General features: G+C 73.1%; 16 protein-coding genes. 12 read left to right on the forward strand and 4 right to left on the reverse strand.

Annotation, left to right across the window (positions count from 1 at the left end):
* Positions 1 to 22: 22 nt before the first annotated feature.
* Complete coding sequence (locus AAW13_RS18255; RefSeq protein WP_046733144.1) at positions 23 to 1,378, reverse strand: SWIM zinc finger family protein; 1,356 nt, start codon at positions 1,376 to 1,378, stop codon at positions 23 to 25.
* Positions 1,379 to 1,510: 132 nt separating this feature from the next.
* Here AAW13_RS18255 and AAW13_RS18260 point away from each other — a divergent pair, with 132 nt between their 5' ends.
* From AAW13_RS18260 to sucD, 7 genes are all read left to right on the forward strand, one after another.
* Positions 1,511 to 2,629 (forward strand): ATP-binding protein, encoded by a 1,119-nt coding sequence (locus AAW13_RS18260; protein WP_046733145.1) that lies wholly within the window; start codon positions 1,511 to 1,513, stop codon positions 2,627 to 2,629.
* Positions 2,626 to 5,016 (forward strand): DUF5682 family protein, encoded by a 2,391-nt coding sequence (locus AAW13_RS18265; RefSeq protein ID WP_046733146.1) that lies wholly within the window; start codon positions 2,626 to 2,628, stop codon positions 5,014 to 5,016. Before AAW13_RS18260 ends, AAW13_RS18265 begins: the two co-directional genes overlap by 4 nt.
* Before the next feature lie 44 nt (positions 5,017 to 5,060).
* The gene (locus AAW13_RS18270; protein WP_420855475.1) at positions 5,061 to 6,311 is read left to right on the forward strand and encodes a VWA domain-containing protein; all 1,251 of its coding nucleotides are present in this window, start codon (positions 5,061 to 5,063) and stop codon (positions 6,309 to 6,311) included.
* 324 nt (positions 6,312 to 6,635) lie between these two features.
* Positions 6,636 to 7,604 (forward strand): hypothetical protein, encoded by a 969-nt coding sequence (locus AAW13_RS18275; RefSeq protein ID WP_052768716.1) that lies wholly within the window; start codon positions 6,636 to 6,638, stop codon positions 7,602 to 7,604.
* Positions 7,605 to 7,828: 224 nt separating this feature from the next.
* The gene (locus AAW13_RS18280; protein ID WP_046733148.1) at positions 7,829 to 8,368 is read left to right on the forward strand and encodes a hypothetical protein; all 540 of its coding nucleotides are present in this window, start codon (positions 7,829 to 7,831) and stop codon (positions 8,366 to 8,368) included.
* A 429-nt stretch (positions 8,369 to 8,797) separates the two neighbouring features.
* Positions 8,798 to 9,979 carry an ADP-forming succinate--CoA ligase subunit beta gene (sucC, locus tag AAW13_RS18285; RefSeq protein ID WP_046733149.1) on the forward strand — a complete coding sequence of 394 codons (1,182 nt, stop codon included), beginning with the start codon at positions 8,798 to 8,800 and terminating at the stop codon, positions 9,977 to 9,979.
* Positions 9,980 to 10,006: 27 nt separating this feature from the next.
* Complete coding sequence (gene sucD / locus AAW13_RS18290; protein WP_046733150.1) at positions 10,007 to 10,891, forward strand: succinate--CoA ligase subunit alpha; 885 nt, start codon at positions 10,007 to 10,009, stop codon at positions 10,889 to 10,891.
* Positions 10,892 to 11,202: 311 nt separating this feature from the next.
* On the opposite strand, the gene AAW13_RS18295 is transcribed toward sucD, so the two are convergent.
* A complete protein-coding gene (locus AAW13_RS18295) occupies positions 11,203 to 12,048 on the reverse strand; it encodes an RNA polymerase sigma factor (protein WP_046733151.1) in 846 nt (281 codons plus the stop codon).
* Between the two features lie 101 nt (positions 12,049 to 12,149).
* Here AAW13_RS18295 and AAW13_RS18300 point away from each other — a divergent pair, with 101 nt between their 5' ends.
* Positions 12,150 to 13,673: a cell division protein PerM gene (locus tag AAW13_RS18300; RefSeq protein ID WP_143145013.1), complete on the forward strand. Its 1,524-nt coding sequence runs from the start codon at positions 12,150 to 12,152 to the stop codon at positions 13,671 to 13,673.
* Positions 13,674 to 14,132: 459 nt separating this feature from the next.
* On the opposite strand, the gene AAW13_RS18305 is transcribed toward AAW13_RS18300, so the two are convergent.
* Positions 14,133 to 14,894, reverse strand: a complete 762-nt coding sequence (locus tag AAW13_RS18305) for a hypothetical protein (RefSeq protein WP_046727306.1) — start codon at positions 14,892 to 14,894, stop codon at positions 14,133 to 14,135.
* A 349-nt stretch (positions 14,895 to 15,243) separates the two neighbouring features.
* Between AAW13_RS18305 and purN the strand changes: the two genes are divergently transcribed.
* Both purN and purH read left to right on the forward strand, forming a co-directional pair.
* Positions 15,244 to 15,873, forward strand: a complete 630-nt coding sequence (gene purN / locus AAW13_RS18310; protein WP_046727307.1) for a phosphoribosylglycinamide formyltransferase — start codon at positions 15,244 to 15,246, stop codon at positions 15,871 to 15,873.
* On the forward strand, positions 15,870 to 17,453 hold the full coding sequence (gene purH, locus AAW13_RS18315; RefSeq protein ID WP_046727308.1) for a bifunctional phosphoribosylaminoimidazolecarboxamide formyltransferase/IMP cyclohydrolase: 1,584 nt from the start codon (positions 15,870 to 15,872) through the stop codon (positions 17,451 to 17,453). The genes purN and purH overlap by 4 nt, the downstream gene beginning before the upstream one ends.
* 92 nt (positions 17,454 to 17,545) lie before the next feature.
* On the opposite strand, the gene AAW13_RS18320 is transcribed toward purH, so the two are convergent.
* On the reverse strand, positions 17,546 to 18,142 hold the full coding sequence (locus tag AAW13_RS18320) for an RDD family protein (RefSeq protein WP_046727309.1): 597 nt from the start codon (positions 18,140 to 18,142) through the stop codon (positions 17,546 to 17,548).
* Between the two features lie 229 nt (positions 18,143 to 18,371).
* Here AAW13_RS18320 and AAW13_RS18325 point away from each other — a divergent pair, with 229 nt between their 5' ends.
* The gene (locus tag AAW13_RS18325; RefSeq protein WP_046727310.1) at positions 18,372 to 19,235 is read left to right on the forward strand and encodes a bifunctional methylenetetrahydrofolate dehydrogenase/methenyltetrahydrofolate cyclohydrolase; all 864 of its coding nucleotides are present in this window, start codon (positions 18,372 to 18,374) and stop codon (positions 19,233 to 19,235) included.
* Entirely contained in the window at positions 19,222 to 19,641 is a 420-nt protein-coding gene (locus AAW13_RS18330) for a DUF3017 domain-containing protein (RefSeq protein WP_338059051.1), read from the forward strand. The genes AAW13_RS18325 and AAW13_RS18330 overlap by 14 nt, the downstream gene beginning before the upstream one ends.
* Positions 19,642 to 19,723 lie beyond the last annotated feature (82 nt).

Raw genomic sequence — 19,723 nt, forward strand, 5'->3', positions numbered from 1 at the left:
GCCGTCTCGGCCGGTGGCGGGGTCAGCACAGCGGAACCGCCTCGCCGGCTCCCTCCGGCCAGGCGGTCAGCGGTGTGAAGCCGCGGTGGCCGCACTCGCCGAAGACCGTGACCGGGGCGCCGCCGGAGAGCGCGACCAGCCGCCACAGACCGGGGCGCGAGCGAGCGGCGGGGGCGAGCGGCAGTGCCGATTCGTACTCGGCGTCGGCGAGTTGCCAGGAGTCGCCGTCCGGGACGGGGACGACCCGGTCCAGCGTCACCGGCACCGACTCCAGCCAGGGGTCCTCGCGCAGTGCCTCTCCGTAGCGGGCCGCCGCCCGCGCCGTGGGCACACCGGGGGGCCGTGCCGACAGGGGTGCGGGCGCCGAGAATCGCTCGCCCAGCGCTGCCCGGTGCTGACCCGCCCCCGGGTACGCGGCCAGCTCCGCCTCCAGGGCGAGGCCGACCGGCAGCGCCAGTTCGGGAGCACGGCCGGCCGCGCCGTAGGAGAGGAGCAGCGCCGTGCGGCCCGAGTCCGTGCCGTGCAACCAGATCCGGCGGGTCGTCAGCTTCGCGTCCACCGTGTCGTACTGGGCGAGGACCAGCCAGCGGTCACGCACCGGCGGACCGTCCGCCGTGGCGGGCAGGCCGACCCGGGAGCGGACCGTGGCCGCTAGCTCCGACGGGAGCCGGTCGCGGCGCAGCCAGCCCTGATCGAGGAGGTGCAGCAGCGCGCACTCCTCAAGGAGCCGCACCGGCCAGCCCGGACCGGAGGCCGGTATCGCCCCCAACTCGCGGACCCTGGCCGCCAGTCCGGGAGCCTGGGCGTCGACCATGCGGGCCGCCGTCTCCTCCCACAGCCCGTATCCGGCCTGCTCGGCCGCGGCCAGGCCGCCGCGCAGCAGGTCGTACAGGCGCTGCTCCAGCTCCGTCGCGCCCGCCGTGACCCGCTCGGCCCGCTTCTCGGCCCGCCGCCGGGCCGCCTCGGGATCAGCGGGGGGCGCGGAACCCCCGGCGTCCGCGGGGCGTTTGTTCTCCGCGCGCTTGCGTCTGCCCGCGAGCCACTGCTCGGCCCAGTCCGGCGGCCGCGCCACCGTCGGCACCGCGTCGTCCCCGCCCGCCCACAGCAGGAGCAGTCCGAGGGCGTGCTTGCACGGGAACTTCCGGCTCGGACACGTGCACTTGCAGGCGGCCCCCGCCGGATCCGCCAGGTCGACGACGGTCTGGTACGGCTTGCTGCCGCTGCCCTTGCACAGTCCCCATACCGCCCCCTCCTCGCAACTCCCCGCCCCGGACCACGGCCCCGCCGCTCCGAGCTTGCTTCCCGCCTTGCGTGACGCGGTGTCAGGCGCCAGGGCCAGCACCTGGTCCGCACTCCAGCGCACCCCCTGCTGAGTCATGCCATCGAAGGTAGATCCCCCCACTGACAATCGCCCCGGCGAGAGCGTCTGTGCAGGTCAGAGCGATTGTCAGTGGCGTGGTGCACGGTGGACACCAGATCCGAACCGGCCGAGCTGGAGGGGGCCTCAGCCATGACTGTGTCCGTGGAACCGACCGACCCGACGACCGTCGAAGGCGCGCTGCGACCGCACGCCGAGCAGGCCTTCGCCGCCGAACTCGCGGCGCTGGCCGCGCAGGACGACCGGCCGCGCCCGGCCCGCTGGAAGCTGTCGCCGTGGGCGGTCGCCACCTACCTGCTCGGCGGCGTACTGCCGGACGGCACGGTGATCACACCGAAGTACATCGGTCCGCGCCGTATCGTCGAGGTCGCCGTCACCACCCTCGCCACCGACCGTGCCCTGCTCCTGCTCGGCGTACCCGGCACCGCCAAGACCTGGGTCTCCGAGCACCTGGCCGCCGCCGTCAGCGGTGACTCGACCCTGCTCGTGCAGGGCACGGCCGGCACCCCCGAGGAGGCCATCCGCTACGGCTGGAACTACGCGCGGCTGCTGGCCCACGGCCCGAGCCGGGACGCCCTGGTGCCCAGCCCGGTCATGCGGGCCATGGCGGAGGGCATGACGGCGAGAGTCGAGGAGCTGACCCGGATCCCGGCCGACGTCCAGGACACGCTGATCACGATCCTGTCCGAGAAGACCCTGCCGATCCCGGAGCTCGGCCAGGAGGTGCAGGCGGTCCGCGGCTTCAACCTGATCGCCACCGCCAACGACCGCGACCGGGGGGTCAACGACCTCTCCAGTGCCCTGCGCCGTCGTTTCAACACCGTGGTGCTGCCACTACCGGAGAGTCCGGACGCCGAGGTCGACATCGTCGCGCGCCGCGTCGACCAGCTCGGCCGCTCCCTGCGGCTGCCGGCCGCGCCCGACGGCATCGAGGAGATCCGCCGCGTCGTCACCGTCTTCCGCGAGCTGCGCGACGGCGTCACCGCCGACGGCCGTACCAAGCTGAAGTCGCCCAGCGGCACGCTCTCCACGGCCGAGGCGATCTCCGTCGTCACCCATGGCCTCGCTCTGGCCGCCCACTTCGGAGACGGCGTGCTGCGCGCGGGGGACGTCGCGGCCGGCATCCTCGGCGCGGTCGTCCGCGACCCGGCGGCCGACCGGGTCGTCTGGCAGGAGTACCTGGAGACGGTCGTCCGGGAACGTGACGGCTGGAAGGACTTCTACCGTGCCTGCCGCGAGGTGAGCGTGTGAGCGACAGCGCACGGCGGCCGGGACCGCTGCTCCTGGGGGTCCGGCACCACGGGCCCGGCTCGGCGCGGGCGGTGCGGGCCGCCCTGGAGGCCGCCCGGCCGAAGGCGGTGCTGATCGAGGGGCCGCCCGAGGCGGACGCGCTGATCCCGCTGGCCGCCGACCCGGAGATGCGGCCACCGGTCGCGCTCCTCGCGCACGCGGTGGACGAGCCCGGCTGCTCGGCGTTCTGGCCGTTCGCCGACTTCAGTCCCGAATGGGTGGCCGTCCGCTGGGCCCTGGAGCACGAGGTCCCGGCCCGCTTCATCGACCTGCCGGCCACGCACACGCTGGCGTGGCGGAAGGCGGAGGAGGAAGAGACAGAGGAGAGGCCCGCGGCCGCCGGCGCCGAGCCCGGCACCGGGCGGCGGATGCGCGTCGACCCCCTCGGCGCCCTGGCCGAGGCCGCCGGTCACGACGATCCCGAGCGCTGGTGGGAGGACGTCGTCGAGCACCGCGGCGGCACCGGGGAACGGGACGTGTTCGCGCCGTTCGCCGCGGTGGAGGAGGCGATGACGGCGCTGCGGGAGACGTACGGGGCCGAGGGCCGGGACCGCGACCCCGTGCGGGAGGCCCACATGCGGATCCGGCTACGGGCGGCACAGCGGGAGTTCGGTGACGAGGTCGCCGTGGTGTGCGGAGCCTGGCATGTGCCGGCGCTGCGCGCGAAGAGCTCCGTGGCCGCCGACCGGGTGCTGCTGAAGGGACTGCCCAGGATCAGGACGGACATGACCTGGGTGCCGTGGACCAACCGCCGGCTGGCCCGGACGAGCGGGTACGGCGCGGGCATCGACTCCCCGGGCTGGTACGGCCACCTGTTCAGCGCTCCGGACCGGCCCGTCGAACGGTGGCTCACCAAGGTGGCCGGACTGCTGCGCGAGGAGGACCGGATCGTCTCCTCGGCCCATGTCATCGAGGCGGTGCGGCTGGCCGAGACCCTGGCGGTGATGCGCGGCCGCCCGCTGCCCGGCCTGGGCGAGACGACCGACGCGGTGCGGGCGGTGCTGTGCGAGGGCTCCGACGTCCCGCTGGCGCTGGTGCAGGACCGGCTGGTGGTCGGGGACGTGCTGGGGGAGGTGCCGGAGGCGGCGCCCGCGGTGCCGTTGCAGCGGGACCTGGTGCGGGAGCAGCGCAGGCTCCGGCTCAAGCCGGAGGCGCTCGAGCGGGAACTCGATCTCGACCTGCGCAAGGAGACCGACGCCGGGCGCAGCCGGCTGCTGCACCGGCTGCGGCTGCTCGGCGTCGGGTGGGGGGAGCAGGTGCGGTCGCGGGGGAGTACGGGCACGTTCCGGGAGACCTGGCGGCTGTGCTGGGAGCCGGAGCTGTCGGTGCGGGTGGCCGAGGCCGGGGTGTGGGGGACGACCGTAGCCGGCGCGGCGACGGCCAGGGCCGAGGCCGACGCGGTGGGCGCGAGCGCGCTCGCCGAGGTCACCGCGCTCGCCGAACTCTGCCTGCTGGCCGGGCTGTCGGACGCACTGCCGGTGGTGATGGGGGCGCTCGCCGACCGGGCCGCCCTCGACACGGACGTCGGCCGGCTCGCCGAGGCCCTGCCCGCCCTGGTCCGCTCCCTGCGCTACGGCGATGTCCGGGGCACCGACGTCCGGGCGCTCGCCGAGGTCGCCGCGGGCCTCGCCGAACGGGTCTTCGTCGGGCTCCCGCCGGCCTGCGCCGCCCTCGACGCGGACGCGGCACAGGAGATGCGGGGCCATGTCGACGCGGTGCACACGGCGGTGGGGCTGCTCGGCGATACCGGGAGCGGGTCGGCGCCGGCCGGAAGCGCGGCGGGGGCCGGCCCGGGCCGCGGTGACCTCCGCCGCCGCTGGCGGGCCGTGCTGCGCACGTTGTCCGGGCGGGACACCGTGCCCGGGGTGCTCCGCGGGCGGGCCGTGCGGATCCTGCTGGACGAGGGGGAGCTGGATGCGGAGGAAGCGGCCCGGCTGATGGGGCTGGTGCTGTCCCCGGGGACCCCGCCGGCGGACGCGGCCGCCTGGATCGAGGGGTTCGTCGGAGGCGGCGGCGGGGGCGGCATGCTGCTCGTGCACGACGAACGGCTGCTCGGTCTGGTCGACGCCTGGCTGACCGGGGTACCGGCGGAGGCGTTCACGGACGTGCTGCCGCTGCTGCGGCGGACGTTCTCGGCGTACGAGCCGGGGGTGCGCAGGACGATCGGCGAACTGGTGCGCCGTGGGCCGGGGGAGCGGCCACCGGGGCGGGGACAGGGCGGCGGGACACCGGGGTTCGGCGCCGACGCGGACACCGGGCGCGCCGACGCCGTACTGCCGGTGCTACGGCTGCTGTTGGGACTCGACGACACGGCGCCCGACAACGACCTTGTGGGAGCGGGGAGATGACCACAGACGCGACGAACACCGACACGACGACCGACACCGGCGCGATGACCGGGGCCGGCGGGGCGATCTCTACCGGCGGGACGGCCGGTACCGGCGCCGGCGGGACGGCCGGCGCGGGCACGGTGACCGGCACCGGGGGCGGAGTCGGTGAGCCCGGGCGGGAGCGGTTGCGGCGGTGGCGGCTGGTGCTGGGGGGTGAGGCCGCCGACGGGACCGGGTGCGCGTTGTCGGGGCGGGACGCGGCCATGGACGGGACACTGGCCGCGCTCTACGGGAAGGGGGACAGACCGCAGTCGGGACGGGAGCGGTCCGCGGGGCTCGGGGCGTCGGCTCCGTCGGTGGCGCGCTGGCTCGGTGACATCCGGACGTACTTCCCCTCCTCCGTCGTCCAGGTCATGCAGCGCGATGCCATCGACCGGCTGGGGCTGGCGTCGCTGCTGCTGGAACCGGAGATGCTGGAGGCGGTGGAGGCCGACGTCCACCTGGTCGGCACGCTGCTCTCGCTCAACAAGGCGATGCCGGAGACGACGAAGGAGACGGCACGGGCTGTCGTGCGCAAGGTCGTCGCGGACCTGGAGAAGCGGCTCGCCACCCGCACCCGGGCCACCCTCACCGGCGCTCTCGACCGCAGCGCCCGTGTCAACCGGCCACGCCATCACGACATCGACTGGAACCGCACGATCGCGGCCAACCTCAGGCACTACGTCCCGGAGTACCGGACGGTGGTGCCGGAACGGCTCGTCGGATACGGGCGGGCGTCGCAGTCGGTGAAGAAGGAAGTCGTGCTCTGCATCGACCAGTCCGGGTCGATGGCCGCGTCGGTGGTGTACGCCTCGGTGTTCGGGGCGGTGCTGGCGTCCATGCGGTCGATCGACACCCGGCTCGTCGTCTTCGACACGGCGGTGGTCGATCTCACCGACCAGCTGGACGACCCGGTGGACGTGCTGTTCGGCACGCAGCTCGGCGGCGGCACGGACATCAACCGGGCGCTGGCGTACTGCCAGTCGCAGATCACCCGGCCCGCGGAGACCGTCGTCGTGCTCATCAGCGACCTCTACGAGGGCGGGATACGCGACGAGATGCTGAAACGGGTCGCGGCGATGAAGGCGTCGGGGGTGCAGTTCGTGGCGCTGCTCGCGCTGTCGGACGAGGGGGCGCCCGCGTACGACAGGGAGCACGCGGCGGCGCTCGCGGCGCTCGGGGCACCGGCGTTCGCGTGCACACCCGACCTCTTCCCCGATGTGATGGCTGCGGCGATCGAGAAGCGGCCTGTCCCGGTGCCCGACACGGTGTGAAAGGGGCACAAACGGGGCTCAGTTGTGAAGGGGCTGTCAGCAGGAAGAGGTCACGTAAAGCCAAGCCGGTCTCATCAGGCCAAACTTCTCTCACAAAACAGACATGAATACCCATCGGTAAGGCAGGGGTTGCGCAACCGTGGGCAGGGCGTGCAAGGATCGACGCACGCGCCGTGCCCCGTGTTCCACGCCCGCACGCCGTGTCCCTCGATTCGCGTCCTCGATCCGTCTTCCTGTCTTCCCACTCCGCTTCCTTGCTCCGCCGCACGGAGGGTCCGTCCCGTCTTGACCTCGCCAGCAGCACTGTCCGCAGACGCGGTGCGCGTGTCGCGTACCGCGTCGGGACGGCGTGCGCTCCAGCTGGCGTTGCTGGTGGGCGGACTGCTCGCGCTGGGCTTCCTCTGCGGGGGCCGGGCGCAGGCGGCCGAGGGGACGACACCGGCCACACCGTCGCTGTCGTCGGCGACCTCGGTCACCGCGGTGACCTCGACGGTGGGCCGGGAACCGGGAGTGCCCGAGGAGCCGCCTGCGCCGCACAAGCGCCTACGTGTGGCTTCCGGAACGCCCGTCGCTCCGGTGGTCGACCAGACCGTCCGGACGGCGACGGCGACGGTGGCGGGGACGGCCCGGTCCGTGACCGGCACGGTCGAGTCCGTGACCGGGACGGTCGAGTCCGTGACCGGGACGGTCGAGTCCGTGACCGGGACGGTCGAGTCCGTGACCGGGACGGTGACCCAGGTGGTCGGTGGCGTGGTGCAGCAGGTGTCGGAGTTGCAGCAGACACTCCCTGTGGTGTCCACGCTGCCTGCGCTGCCGTCGCTGCCGCAGACGGCGTCCACCCTGCCGGTGGTGCAGCTTCCCGGGTCGGCCGAGGCACCGGGCGAGACGGTTCCGCTGCCGGTCACCCCGGCACCCGGCGGTGACCGGGCACAGGCGTCGGACCCGCACAGCGCCGGGCACGAGAAGCCCCACGCCACGACGGACGCGTCCGTGACCGTGTCGTACGGGCCGCGGACCACCGTCACGGCCCCCACCGCCGAGGCCGCGGCGCACAGCCGTGCGCACCGGGGCACGCGTGCCGTGCACGCCCCCTCGCACCCCGCGCCCACCGGGGACCCGGACGGGGCGCTGGGCAAGTCGGCGGTGGACGGTTCCGCCGCCAGGCACGGTGACGCGCACGCCGTCACCCTGGACGGCCGGGCGCCGCTGAGGCTGCTGCCCGGTGCCGCCGCGCACGTCGACGCGGCAGGGACCCGGGACCGGTACCGGGACATCCCCGTCTTCCCCGGCTAGGACCGGCGACCACCTTCCCCGCCCCAGACCTGTCGCGCGGGGGCGGAACAGGTCTGCCCGTCCGTCCGGACTCCTGAGGATCCCCCTTCCGAATTCCCCCCTCGGGTCCTCCTCCGACCTTCTCCGGACGGCGTTGTCCCCAGCCGCGCTTCCGGCCCCTCCGGAAGCCCTCCCGGCTCCGCGTGCGCCCCAGGGCGCCGGAGCCCCGAAGGACTGACGCACGCATGAACGAGAACATCCGCCGCTCCATCGTGACCACCACCGGCCCGACCGGCGAAGGAACCGTGTCCGACCCGCGCGACGCGGTGCGGAGCACGGCCGCGGCAGGCCGGCAGGTCCGTACGGCACCCGCCCGTTACGCAGTGACCCCCGTGACGGACCTGGCGGCCGTCCGGGCGGCCAGGTTCCGCGGCGCCCAGGCCATCCTGGGCGCACGGGCGGGCCGGGCCGCGCAGGCCACGGCCAAGGCCCAGGACGCCGCCAGGGCCCAGGCCCGGGCCCTGCAAAAGCGGGCGGCCGCCATGCTCTCGAACACCATCGCCACCGGCACCGCCCCGCACGCCGCCGACCACCTGTTCGGTACAGCCACCGCGACCACCGCGACCACCGCGACCACGGCGACCGGCCCGAACGGTGTGACAGGTGTCGCGGGCACGACGGGCGCGGCGGGCATGACCAGCGGGGTCGGCGTGACCGGCGTGACCGGTGTGACCGGCGAGCCCGAGGGTGCGCACGGTCCGGGGCAGCCGGCCTGCTCCGTCTGATGACTCCGGGGGTGAGACGGCCGGCCGGCCGAACGCCGTCGGCGCGTGCGGCCGTGTCCCCGCGGTCCGGGCCTGCTGATCCCCATGGGGACGGGGATCAGCAGGCCGGCTCCGAGGGCTGATCGCTCTCGGGGTCTGAGGCCTCACCGGGTCAACCCCGGCCCGGTGAGGCCTCGCACTTCGCCAGCAAGACGGCACGCCGTGCCAGGAAGTCGCTGGATACCCGGCATCATGTGACAGGTATCACCGCTCAGGTGTGACCCTCGATTTAGGGAGCCCCCGCGAGCGGCGATAACCTGCGAGACGGACATGCCGCGCGCTCGGACACCGTGTGCGCTTCCCCTGTGACCCAAGCGGACGTCACGTTGCCCTTCGCGGCACGCCCACGCATCCAACGAACCGCGAGATCACTGATAGGGACGGAAGCGCGTGGACCTGTTCGAGTACCAGGCGAGGGACCTCTTCGCCAAGCACGATGTACCGGTGCTGGCCGGTGAAGTCATCGACACGCCTGAGGCGGCGCGCGAGATCACCGAGCGGCTGGGCGGCAAGTCCGTCGTCAAGGCGCAGGTGAAGGTCGGTGGTCGTGGCAAGGCCGGTGGCGTCAAGCTGGCCGCCTCCGCGGACGAGGCCGTCGCCCGTGCGACGGACATCCTCGGCATGGACATCAAGGGCCACACGGTCCACAAGGTGATGATCGCCGAGACGGCCCCGGAGATCCTCGAGGAGTACTACGTCTCCTTCCTCCTCGACCGTGCCAACCGCACCTTCCTCTCCATCGCCTCCGTCGAGGGCGGCATGGAGATCGAGGAGGTGGCGGCCACCCGCCCCGAGGCCGTCGCCAAGACGCCGATCGACGCGATCGACGGTGTGGACCTGGCCAAGGCCAAGGAGATCGTCGCCGCGGCGAAGTTCCCGGCCGAGGTCGCCGACAAGGTCGCCGACGTCCTGGTCAGGCTGTGGGACACCTTCATCAAGGAGGACGCCCTCCTCGTCGAGGTGAACCCGCTCGCGAAGGTCGCCTCCGGTGACGTCATCGCCCTCGACGGCAAGGTGTCGCTGGACGACAACGCCGAGTTCCGCCACGCGGACTGGGAGGAGCTCCACGACAAGGCCGCGGCCAACCCGCTGGAGGCCGCCGCCAAGGAGAAGAACCTCAACTACGTCAAGCTCGACGGCGAGGTCGGCATCATCGGCAACGGCGCGGGTCTCGTCATGAGCACCCTGGACGTCGTCGCGTACGCCGGTGAGAACCACGGTGGCGTCAAGCCCGCCAACTTCCTCGACATCGGTGGCGGCGCCTCCGCCCAGGTCATGGCCAACGGCCTGGAGATCATCCTGGGCGACCCCGACGTCAAGTCGGTCTTCGTCAACGTCTTCGGCGGCATCACCGCCTGTGACGAGGTCGCCAACGGCATCGTGCAGGCCCTGAAGCTCCTGGAGGACCGCGGCGAGGACGTCTCCAAGCCGCTCGTCGTCCGCCTCGACGGCAACAACGCCGAGCTGGGCCGCAAGATCCTCACCGACGCGAACCACCCGCTGGTGCAGCGCGTCGACACCATGGACGGCGCGGCCGACAAGGCCGCCGAGCTGGCCCACGCCGCCAAGTAAGCACTCAGGACGAGGACACAACACACCATGGCTATCTGGCTCAACAAGGACAGCAAGGTCATCGTCCAGGGCATGACCGGCGCCACTGGCATGAAGCACACCAAGCTCATGCTGGGTGACGGCACCAACGTCGTGGGCGGCGTCAACCCGCGCAAGGCCGGTCAGAAGGTCGACTTCGACGGCACCGAGGTACCGGTCTTCGGTACCGTCAAGGAGGCCATCGAGGCCACCGGCGCCAACGTCTCCGTCATCTTCGTGCCGGAGAAGTTCACCAAGGACGCGGTCGTCGAGGCCATCGACGCCGAGATCCCGCTGGCCGTCGTGATCACCGAGGGCATCGCCGTGCACGACTCGGCGTCGTTCTGGGCGTACGCCGGCAAGAAGGGCAACAAGACCCGGATCATCGGCCCGAACTGCCCCGGCATCATCACCGTCGGCCAGTCCAACGTCGGCATCATCCCGGGCGACATCACCAAGCCGGGCCGTATCGGCCTGGTCTCGAAGTCCGGCACGCTGACGTACCAGATGATGTACGAGCTGCGTGACATCGGCTTCTCGACCGCCGTCGGCATCGGTGGCGACCCGATCATCGGCACCACGCACATCGACGCGCTCGCCGCGTTCGAGGCCGACCCCGACACCGACCTGATCGTCATGATCGGTGAGATCGGTGGCGACGCCGAGGAGCGGGCCGCGGACTTCATCGCGAAGAACGTGACCAAGCCGGTCGTCGGTTACGTCGCGGGCTTCACCGCCCCCGAGGGCAAGACCATGGGCCACGCCGGCGCCATCGTCTCCGGTTCGTCGGGCACCGCCCAGGCGAAGAAGGAGGCCCTGGAGGCCGCGGGCGTCAAGGTCGGCAAGACCCCGACCGAGACCGCGAAGCTGGCGCGCGAGATCCTCGCCGGCTGAGCGTCGTTCTCGACGCCGGTCGACTGAACGTCGGTAGGCCCCTCCCCGGGTGGGGGTGGGGCCTACCGACGTATTGCTCGCCGGCGCTTGCCGGGTGCCTCCCCCAGCCTTCGGCCGGGGAGACCCCCAGCGCCCACCCGTGCGGCCCAAGCGGCACGACTGCCCCCGGCTGACAAGTGGCGACGCCCACGGCTGGATGAGGACGCGGCTGGACAGCGCCCCGTAAGGGGCGCGGGGAACTGCGCGGCCAGCCCCCGCCCAGCCGCACCCGACCGCACTACCTCGCCGACCGCACTACCTCGCCGACCGCACTACCTCGCCACCGGCACCAGCCTCTCCGGGCCGTTGTCGACGAGCCTCTGGAGCTTCAGCCGCAACGCCCGCTCGCCCGCCGACAACGGCCCCAGCCCCACCTCCGCCGGCACCCCGCTGATCGCCTGGGCCGGGCCGATCGGTGCCTCGTAGTGGGTCGGTGCCGTCCGCAACGTGAGGGTGGTCGCCGCGACGATCGTCGCCGTGAAGGCGAGCGCGGACCGGGTCCAGAAACGGGTCCGCTGTTCGGCGTACGTCCGCACGGTGGGCGGCTGGGCCGCCTGCAACCGCTCCGTCGAGGCCAGTTCGGCCAGCCGGCGGTGCAGTGCGGCCGGGTCGGCGAGTTCCGGCACCCGGTCGGCGACCAGCCGCCGCGCCCGGGTCAGCCGTCCGGCCGCCGCCGGTGTGCTCGCCTCCGTCTCCGCCGCCGTCTCCGGCAGGTCGAGCCCGACGCCGTCGTACAGCAGCAGCGTGCGGCGGTACGTCGGCGGCAGTTGCAGCAGCGCGTCCAGCAGAGCGCGGTCCGCCGCGTCGGCCGGCGGGGGTTCGGGGTGGCGGTGGCGCAGCCGGAAGCGGTGCCAGGGGGAGAGCGCGCACTCGTGTGCCACCGCCCGCACCCAGCCGGCCGGGTCCCGGTCGCGGGCCACCTGCGGCCAGTTCTGCCAGGCGAGTTGGAAGGCCCGCTCGACGGCCTCCCGCGCCAGCTCCCGGCGCCCGGTGAGCAGGAAGGTCTGCCGTACCAGGGCCGGGGCGCAGAACGCGTAGAGCGCGTCGAAGGCCTGAGTGGGCGTCAGGGCCGGGGACGGTGCCGCCTCGTCGGTGGGGGCAGAGGACTGCGTCGCCATGCTTATTTTCCTACCTTCCTACGAAAAAACACATAAACGTATATTGAGCGACACTTCGGTGGTTCGCCTGTTACGACGGAAAGGCGCGTGTCGTTGGGAGCATGGCGAGCGTGATTCGGATGACCGCCCGCCGACCGTCGTTGTCGCTGTTGCTCAGCCCGGTGCGCGACCGGGTGCGCGACCGTTCCCCCGGGTTCGCCGCGAGCCTGGCGGCCGGTGCGCTCGCGGCCGGGCTCGGGCTCGGCGCCTTCGCGGTCCTGGCGATCGCGCTGTGGGTCAGCTCGCCGTATCCCGACAGCGGTCCGGGCGGCGCGCTGCACGTCGCGGCGGCTCTGTGGCTGCTCGCCCACGGCGTGGAACTGGTCCGCACCGACACCCTCTCCGGGGTGCCGGCGCCGGTCGGGATCACGCCGCTGCTGCTGGCGGTGGTGCCGGCGCTGCTGGTGTACCGGGGTGCGCGGGACGCCGTGGACGCGCCGGACACGATGGACGCGGCGGACGGTGACGGGGCGGACGCACCGCCGCCGGTCCACGCCCCCACCGCGTGGACCGGGGTCGTCGCCGGATACCTGGGTGTCGGCGGCGGCGCCGCGCTGTACGCGTCCGGTGGTGAACTACGGCCCCAGTGGGGCTGGGTGACGGTGTGTCTGCCACTGCTCGTGGCGGCCGCGGCGGGCGGCGGGGTGTGGACGGCGTACGGCCGTCCGCGCGAGCCGCTGCTGGCCCTGGCGGGCCTGCTGCCGGGTCGGGTACGACGGCTGCTGCTCGGGCGGGACACCAGGGTGCGGTGGGGTACGGCCGCCCGCGCGTCCTTCGCCGGGACGGCGGTGTTCCTCGGCGGCGGCACCCTGCTGCTCGCGGTGTCGCTGGTGGGGCACGGAGACGTGGCGCGAGCGTCGTTCCTTCAGCTCACGGAGGGGTGGACGGGACGGTTCGCGGTCCTGCTGCTCTGCGTCTGTCTCGTCCCCAACGCGGCGGTGTGGTCGGCGTCGTACGCCGTCGGCCCCGGCTTCGCGCTCGGCGCCGGGCATGTGGTGAATCCGCTGGCCTCGGATCCGGCGCCGCTCCTGCCGCCCTTTCCGCTGCTGGCGGCGGTACCGCAGGCCGGTCCGGGCACGCCGGCCGACTGGCCGGCCGGGGTGGTGCCGGTGGCGGCCGGGGTGACGGTGGCGTGGTTCGTCGTGGGCCGGGCGGTGCGGCGAGGGTGGTCGGCCGGGCGTACGGCGGGCGTGGTGACGCTGGCGGCGCTGCTGTGCGGCCTGCTCCAGGCGACGCTGGCCGAGCTGTCCGGCGGCCCGCTGGGCGTCGCCGCGCTCCGCCGCTTCGGCCCCCTGTGGTGGCAGACGGGCACGGCGACCTGGGCCTGGCTCCTCGCGGTGGGCGTCCCGGTGGCCCTGGCGCTCAGGGCGTGGCGCGTCCGCACCCCGAGACCGGAACCGGCCCAGCCGACTCCGGCGACATCACCCGCGTCCGCACCCGCGGCAGCGCCCTCGCCCGCGGCACCGGCGCTGATCCCCCCACCGGACGAGGAAGACGCCTACGACCTGCTCCCCACCGACGACGGCACACCCCCCTTGCACCCCCTCCACCCACCCCCGGCGGCCCCACCCACCCCGACCGACTGAGCACCGGCCGCGGGGCCGACGGGGGTGGGCGGCGTCGAGAGCGGACCGGAACACCGGGCGCGCGAGCAAGCCACGGCCACCCGGTGCCGAGGTCGGCCGCCCGCGCAGCTCAGCAGTGAGAGGCGAAGAAGCCGCCCCCCGCGCCGGGGCCAGACGTCCGCACAGCCCCTCGGGAACAGCCAGATCGAAGAACTCGCCGTCCGGTCCGGGCGGTCGCGCAGCCCTCAGGGGCGGGCGGGCCGGAGAACCCGCCGCCTCGGTCGGGTCAGACGTCCGCACAGCCCCTCGGGAACAGCCAGATCGAAGAACTCGCCGTCCGGTCCGGGCGGCCGCGCAGCCCTCGGGGGCGGGCGGGCCGGAGAACCCGCCGCCTCGGTCGGGGCCAGACGTCCGCACAGCCCTTCGGGAACAGCCAGGGCGCACGGCCGCCGCCCGGAGAACTCGCTGCCTCGGGCGGGGTCAGCTGTTTGTGGTGGTCAGGAAGGGGCGGAGGTTCTTGGGGAGGAGGTGGTCGCAGGACTGTCTGGCCTCGTTGGTCAGGGCGTCCGCGGCGCAGGTGTAGTAGTCGCGGTAGACCATCTGGACGGTGAAGTTCGTGGCCACCAGGGCCAGCGCCAGGGAGGCCGTGACCAGCCCGCTGATCGCCGCCGTCGTCTGGGGCCGTCCGGTGGCGGCCTCCTCGCCCCCGGCCGGCTTCGCGCGCAGTGCGCTGACACCCCAGTAGACCGCCGGCGCCCCCAGCAGCAGCGCCACGTACGGCCAGCCGAAGAGCACGAAGAAGAAGGCCCACATGCCGCTCAGCAGGGCGTAGCGGGCGCGCCGCTGGACCGGGTCCGTGGGGTCCCAGCGCATGCCGGGACCACCGGGGCCACCGCCCTGGCCGCCCCCGTTGGGACCGCCGCCCTCGGGCCGGCGCTCACCGAAACCGCCGGACTGCCGCCCGGGCTGGCGGTCGCTCCACTGGCTGCCCCACGGCGACCCCTGGCCACCGTCGTGGTCGCCGTCACCCTCGCCGGCGGGGCGGCGCGGCCGCCACGGCGAGTCCGGAGTGCCCTCCGGCGGCGGGGCGAAGGGGTTGTCGTCCTGCTGGGGGCCCTTCGGCCGGTCCGAGGGCGCGTCCGGCGGCGAGGCCGGCCGCTCCCGCAACAGCACGGCGGAGCGCGCCCCGTCCTGTACCGACTGCGGGGGGAGCATACGGAGTCCCAGGCTGCGGTCCGGCATCAACTGAGCGTCTTCCCCTAGATCGACTACTGCTGGTGAGTACGGCTGATGATCACGGCTGATCGGTACGGCTGAGCAATACGGCGGATCGACACCCGGCCATCTAGTGAACGCGTCGCGCCCCGGACGCGTTCCCGCCGCGGTACCCCCCAGACGCTACCTTCCGGCCACGCCCCCGTCCCGTGGGGGCCGTCCGGTGTGCCGGTATCGTTGCTGACGGTCGGCCGCTTCGTAGACTTCCCCGTATCCCGGGGCGTGAAGCACTCGTACGAATGTACAAGCACCGCGAGTACAAGCTCGGCACGAGGCCGGCCGCCGTACCGACGCTCCCCCGAGAAAGGGCCCCGCCGTGGCCGCCAAGCCCGTGGCCAAGCGCCTCGTCGTGCTGGTCTCCGGATCCGGCACCAACCTCCAGGCGCTGCTCGACGCGATCGCCGAGAGCGGTGCCGAGGCCTACGGCGCCGAGGTCGTCGCCGTGGGCGCCGACCGCGACGGCGTCGAGGGCCTCGCGCGCGCCGAGCGCGCCGGGATCCCGACCTTCGTGACCAGGGTGAAGGACTTCGGGACCCGGGAGGAGTGGGACCGGGCGCTGGCCGAGGCCGTCGCCGCCCACCGGCCCGACCTCGTCGTCTCCGCCGGGTTCATGAAGATCGTCGGCAAGGAGTTCCTGGCGCGGTTCGGGGGGCGGACCGTCAACACCCACCCCGCCCTGCTCCCCAGCTTCCCGGGGGCCCACGGCGTACGCGACGCGCTCGCGTACGGCGCCAAGGTCACCGGCTGCACCGTCCACTTCGTCGACGACGGCGTCGACACCGGACCGATCATCGCTCAGGGCGTGGTGGAGGTCCGGGACGAGGACGACGAGAGCGCTCTGCACGAGCGCATCAAGGACGTCGAGCGAAGGCTGCTCGTCGAGGTCGTGGGGCGGATCGCCCGCAACGGCCATCGCATTGAGGGACGAAAGGTAGTTATCCAGTGACCGCCGAGAGCACTGTCACGGCCGAGAGCGGCAAGCGGGCCATCCGTCGCGCGCTCGTCAGCGTCTATGACAAGACCGGGCTCGAAGAGCTCGCCCGTGGACTGCACGAGGCCGGTGTCGCGCTCGTCTCCACCGGCTCCACCGCCTCCCGTATCGCCGCCGCCGGCGTCCCCGTCACCAAGGTCGAGGAGCTCACCGGCTTCCCGGAGTGCCTGGACGGCCGGGTCAAGACCCTGCACCCCAGGGTGCACGCCGGCATCCTCGCCGACCTGCGCCTGGACAGCCACCGCAAGCAGCTCGAAGAGCTCGGTGTCGAGCCGTTCGACCTCGTCGTCGTCAACCTCTACCCGTTCCGCGAGACCGTCGCCTCGGGTGCGAGCGAGGACGAGTGCGTCGAGCAGATCGACATCGGCGGCCCCTCGATGGTCCGTGCCGCCGCCAAGAACCACCCGTCGGTCGCCGTCGTCACCAGCCCGCAGCGGTACGCCGACGTCCTCGCCGCCGTCGCCGGGGGCGGCTTCGACCTCGCCACCCGCAAGCGGCTCGCCGCCGAGGCCTTCCAGCACACGGCGTCCTACGACGTGGCGGTGGCCTCCTGGTTCGCCTCGGAGTACGCCCCGGTCGACGAGTCGCGGTTCCCGGACTTCCTGGGCGCCACCTGGGAGCGCGAGAACACCCTGCGCTACGGCGAGAACCCGCACCAGCCCGCCGCCCTCTACGTCGACGGCAGCGGCGCCGGCCTCGCCAGGGCCGAGCAACTGCACGGCAAGGAGATGTCGTACAACAACTACACGGACACGGACGCCGCGCGCCGTGCCGCGTACGACCACGACGAGCCGTGCGTCGCGATCATCAAGCACGCCAACCCCTGCGGTATCGCGGTCGGCGCGGACGTCGCCGAGGCGCACCGCAAGGCCCACGCCTGCGACCCGCTGTCCGCGTTCGGCGGGGTCATCGCCGTCAACCGGCCGGTGAGCCGGGAGATGGCGGAGCAGGTCGCCGAGATCTTCACCGAGGTCATCGTCGCGCCCGACTACGAGGACGGCGCGCTGGAGGCCCTGGCCAAGAAGAAGAACATCCGGGTCCTGAAGGCGCCGGGCGCCCCCGGCAACCCGGTCGAGGTCAAGCCCGTCGACGGCGGTGTCCTGCTCCAGGTCACCGACCGCCTCCAGGCCGACGGCGACGACCCGGCCAACTGGACCCTCGCGACCGGCGAGGCGCTGAGCCCGGCCGAGCTGGCGGAACTCGCGTTCGCCTGGAAGGCCTGCCGCGCGGTGAAGTCCAACGCCATCCTGCTCGCCAAGGACGGCGCGTCGGTCGGCGTCGGCATGGGCCAGGTCAACCGCGTCGACTCCGCGAAGCTCGCGGTCGAGCGGGCCGGCGAGGAGCGGGCGCGGGGCTCGTACGCCGCCTCCGACGCGTTCTTCCCCTTCCCGGACGGCCTGGAGATCCTCACCGCGGCCGGGGTCAAGGCCGTGGTGCAGCCGGGCGGTTCGGTCCGTGACGAACTGGTCGTCGAGGCCGCCCGGAAGGCCGGCGTGACCATGTACTTCACGGGGACGCGGCACTTCTTCCACTGAGCCGCCGGCGCGCGGCCACCGGCACGCGGCCGAAAACACCAGGGCCGTGTCCCCCCGCGGGGGGACACGGCCCTCGAAGTGCGTGCGACCGCTCAGTTGCTGCGGATCACGATCGTGCCGCAGACCTTGTCGGCGAACGTCTGGCGCTTGGAGTCCCACGCCGGCCACAGCCAGCCCAGGTAGCAGGCGAGGCTGTCCAGGATGTGCGCGATGCGGCGCACGAACGCCATGCCGACGCCGATCGGCTGGCCGGTGGCCTCCTTGACCAGGCGGATGCCCAGCGCCTTCTTGCCGATCGTCTGGCCGGTGCGGCCCTCCTGGATCAGCTGCCAGATCGCGATACCGATGAGCGCGAGCCCGCCGATGATGCCCAGCACCGCCGCCTTGCTGCTGAAGAGCACCAGGATGTACGGCACGAGGAAGACCAGGCCGTCGACCAGCGTGCCCAGGAACCGCTGGCCCCAGTTCGCGTACGGCGGCGTCGCGCCGTAACCCTGCTGCGGGTAGCCGTAGCCGCCCTGCTGCGGGTAGCCGGGCTGCTGGGGGTAGCCGTAGCCCTGCTGCGGCGGCACGCCCTGCGGGGCCTGCTGGTAGCCGGGCTGGCCCTGCTGCGGGTAGCCGTAGCCGGGCTGACCCTGCTGGGGGTTCTGCGGCTGACCATAGGGGTTGTTGGGCGAGCCGAAACTCATGGCGGTCTTCCTCCGTTGGACCTGCGGGGACGCGCGGACAAGGACGGAGGTACGTCATGATCTGAGCGGTTTGCCCCCCAACCGGACCGCGATACTGCGCCGTTCATCGTCAAGTACGGCGGAGGTGTTGTCCAGTCCGATTCGCGAGGTGTTGTGCAAGTGCAACATCATCGATCATGACCGCACACCCGACTGGAACCAGGAGCCCGGCATCCGCGAGGATGGAGTCATGACCGCCCAGATTCTCGATGGCAAGGCCACCGCAGCCGCGATCAAGTCCGATCTGACCGCCCGCGTGGCGGCTCTGAAGGAGAAGGGCGTCACGCCCGGCCTCGGCACGATCCTCGTCGGGGACGACCCCGGCAGCCAGAAGTACGTCGCCGGCAAGCACCGCGACTGCGCGCAGGTCGGCCTCGCCTCCATCCAGCGTGAACTTCCGGCCACCGCGACCCAGGAGGAGATCGAGGCGGTCGTCCGCGAGCTCAACGAGGACCCCGCCTGCACCGGCTACATCGTCCAGCTGCCGCTGCCCAGGGGCATCGACGAGAACCGCATCCTGGAGCTGATGGACCCGGAGAAGGACGCGGACGGCCTGCACCCGATGAACCTCGGGCGGCTGGTGCTCGGCGAGCCCGCGCCGCTGCCCTGCACCCCGAACGGCGTGCTGACCCTGCTGCGCCGCCACGGCGTCGAGATCAAGGGTGCCGAGGTCGTGGTCGTCGGCCGCGGTGTGACCATCGGACGCCCGATGCCGCTGCTGCTCACCCGGCGCAGCGAGAACGCGACGGTCACCCAGTGCCACACCGGCACCCGGGACCTCGCCGCGCACCTGCGCCGCGCCGACATCATCGTGGCCGCGGCAGGCTCCCCGCACCTGATCCGCCCCGAGGACGTCAAGCCGGGCGCCGCCGTCCTCGACGTCGGCGTCTCCCGCAACGCGGACGGCAAGATCGTCGGTGACGTCCACCCGGGCGTGGCCGAGGTGGCCGGCTGGATCTCCCCGAACCCCGGCGGTGTCGGTCCGATGACCCGGGCGCAGCTGCTGGTCAACGTGGTCGAGGCGGCGGAGCGCGGTGTCGGTGCGGGCGAGTGAGACCGACGGGGGGCGCCGTACGACGCGGCGCTTCCCGTTGTTCACCCGGGACACGGCACGTCCGGAAGGGGGCGGCCGGGCGGCGTCCGGGGATCTGCCGGCGCCGGCCCGGCAGTGGCCGATGCTGGTCGTGCTCTCGACCGTCGCCGTGGGGTTGCTGCTGACCTCGCTGGACCAGTTCCGGGTGGGGGCGCTGCTGGTCGGGGCGGCGCTGCTGGCCGGGGGCGTGATGCGGTGGGTGCTGCCGAGCGTCGGCATGCTGGCCGTGCGGTCGCGGTTCACGGACATCGTGACGTACGGGGTGCTGGGGCTCGTGATCGTGCTGCTGGCGCTGATGGCACAGCCGAAGCCGTGGCTGGTGATCCCGTTCCTGAAGGACACCCTGCACTTCACCATGAAGAACTAGGGATTCGCCGTCGCCGCTGGTGCGCTGTGGCTGGTCGCGCGGTTCCTCCCGCAGACCCGGCTGTGGAAAGGCCCGCACCTCC

Source organism: Streptomyces humi, from assembly GCF_001005085.2.
GTDB classification, from domain to species: domain Bacteria; phylum Actinomycetota; class Actinomycetes; order Streptomycetales; family Streptomycetaceae; genus Streptomyces; species Streptomyces humi.

What these genes read in the sequence shown, in the direction of transcription:
- AAW13_RS18280 (WP_046733148.1), top strand. Translation starts at nt 7,829, where the DNA reads ATGAACGAGAACATCCGCCGCTCCATCGTGACCACCACCGGCCCGACC.
- AAW13_RS18260 (WP_046733145.1), top strand. Translation starts at nt 1,511, where the DNA reads ATGACTGTGTCCGTGGAACCGACCGACCCGACGACCGTCGAAGGCGCG.
- AAW13_RS18255 (WP_046733144.1), bottom strand. Translation starts at nt 1,378, where the DNA reads ATGACTCAGCAGGGGGTGCGCTGGAGTGCGGACCAGGTGCTGGCCCTG.
- AAW13_RS18270 (WP_420855475.1), top strand. Translation starts at nt 5,061, where the DNA reads ATGACCGGGGCCGGCGGGGCGATCTCTACCGGCGGGACGGCCGGTACC.
- AAW13_RS18300 (WP_143145013.1), top strand. Translation starts at nt 12,150, where the DNA reads ATGGCGAGCGTGATTCGGATGACCGCCCGCCGACCGTCGTTGTCGCTG.
- sucD (WP_046733150.1), top strand. Translation starts at nt 10,007, where the DNA reads ATGGCTATCTGGCTCAACAAGGACAGCAAGGTCATCGTCCAGGGCATG.
- AAW13_RS18320 (WP_046727309.1), bottom strand. Translation starts at nt 18,142, where the DNA reads ATGAGTTTCGGCTCGCCCAACAACCCCTATGGTCAGCCGCAGAACCCC.
- AAW13_RS18325 (WP_046727310.1), top strand. Translation starts at nt 18,372, where the DNA reads ATGACCGCCCAGATTCTCGATGGCAAGGCCACCGCAGCCGCGATCAAG.
- AAW13_RS18295 (WP_046733151.1), bottom strand. Translation starts at nt 12,048, where the DNA reads ATGGCGACGCAGTCCTCTGCCCCCACCGACGAGGCGGCACCGTCCCCG.
- AAW13_RS18305 (WP_046727306.1), bottom strand. Translation starts at nt 14,894, where the DNA reads ATGCCGGACCGCAGCCTGGGACTCCGTATGCTCCCCCCGCAGTCGGTA.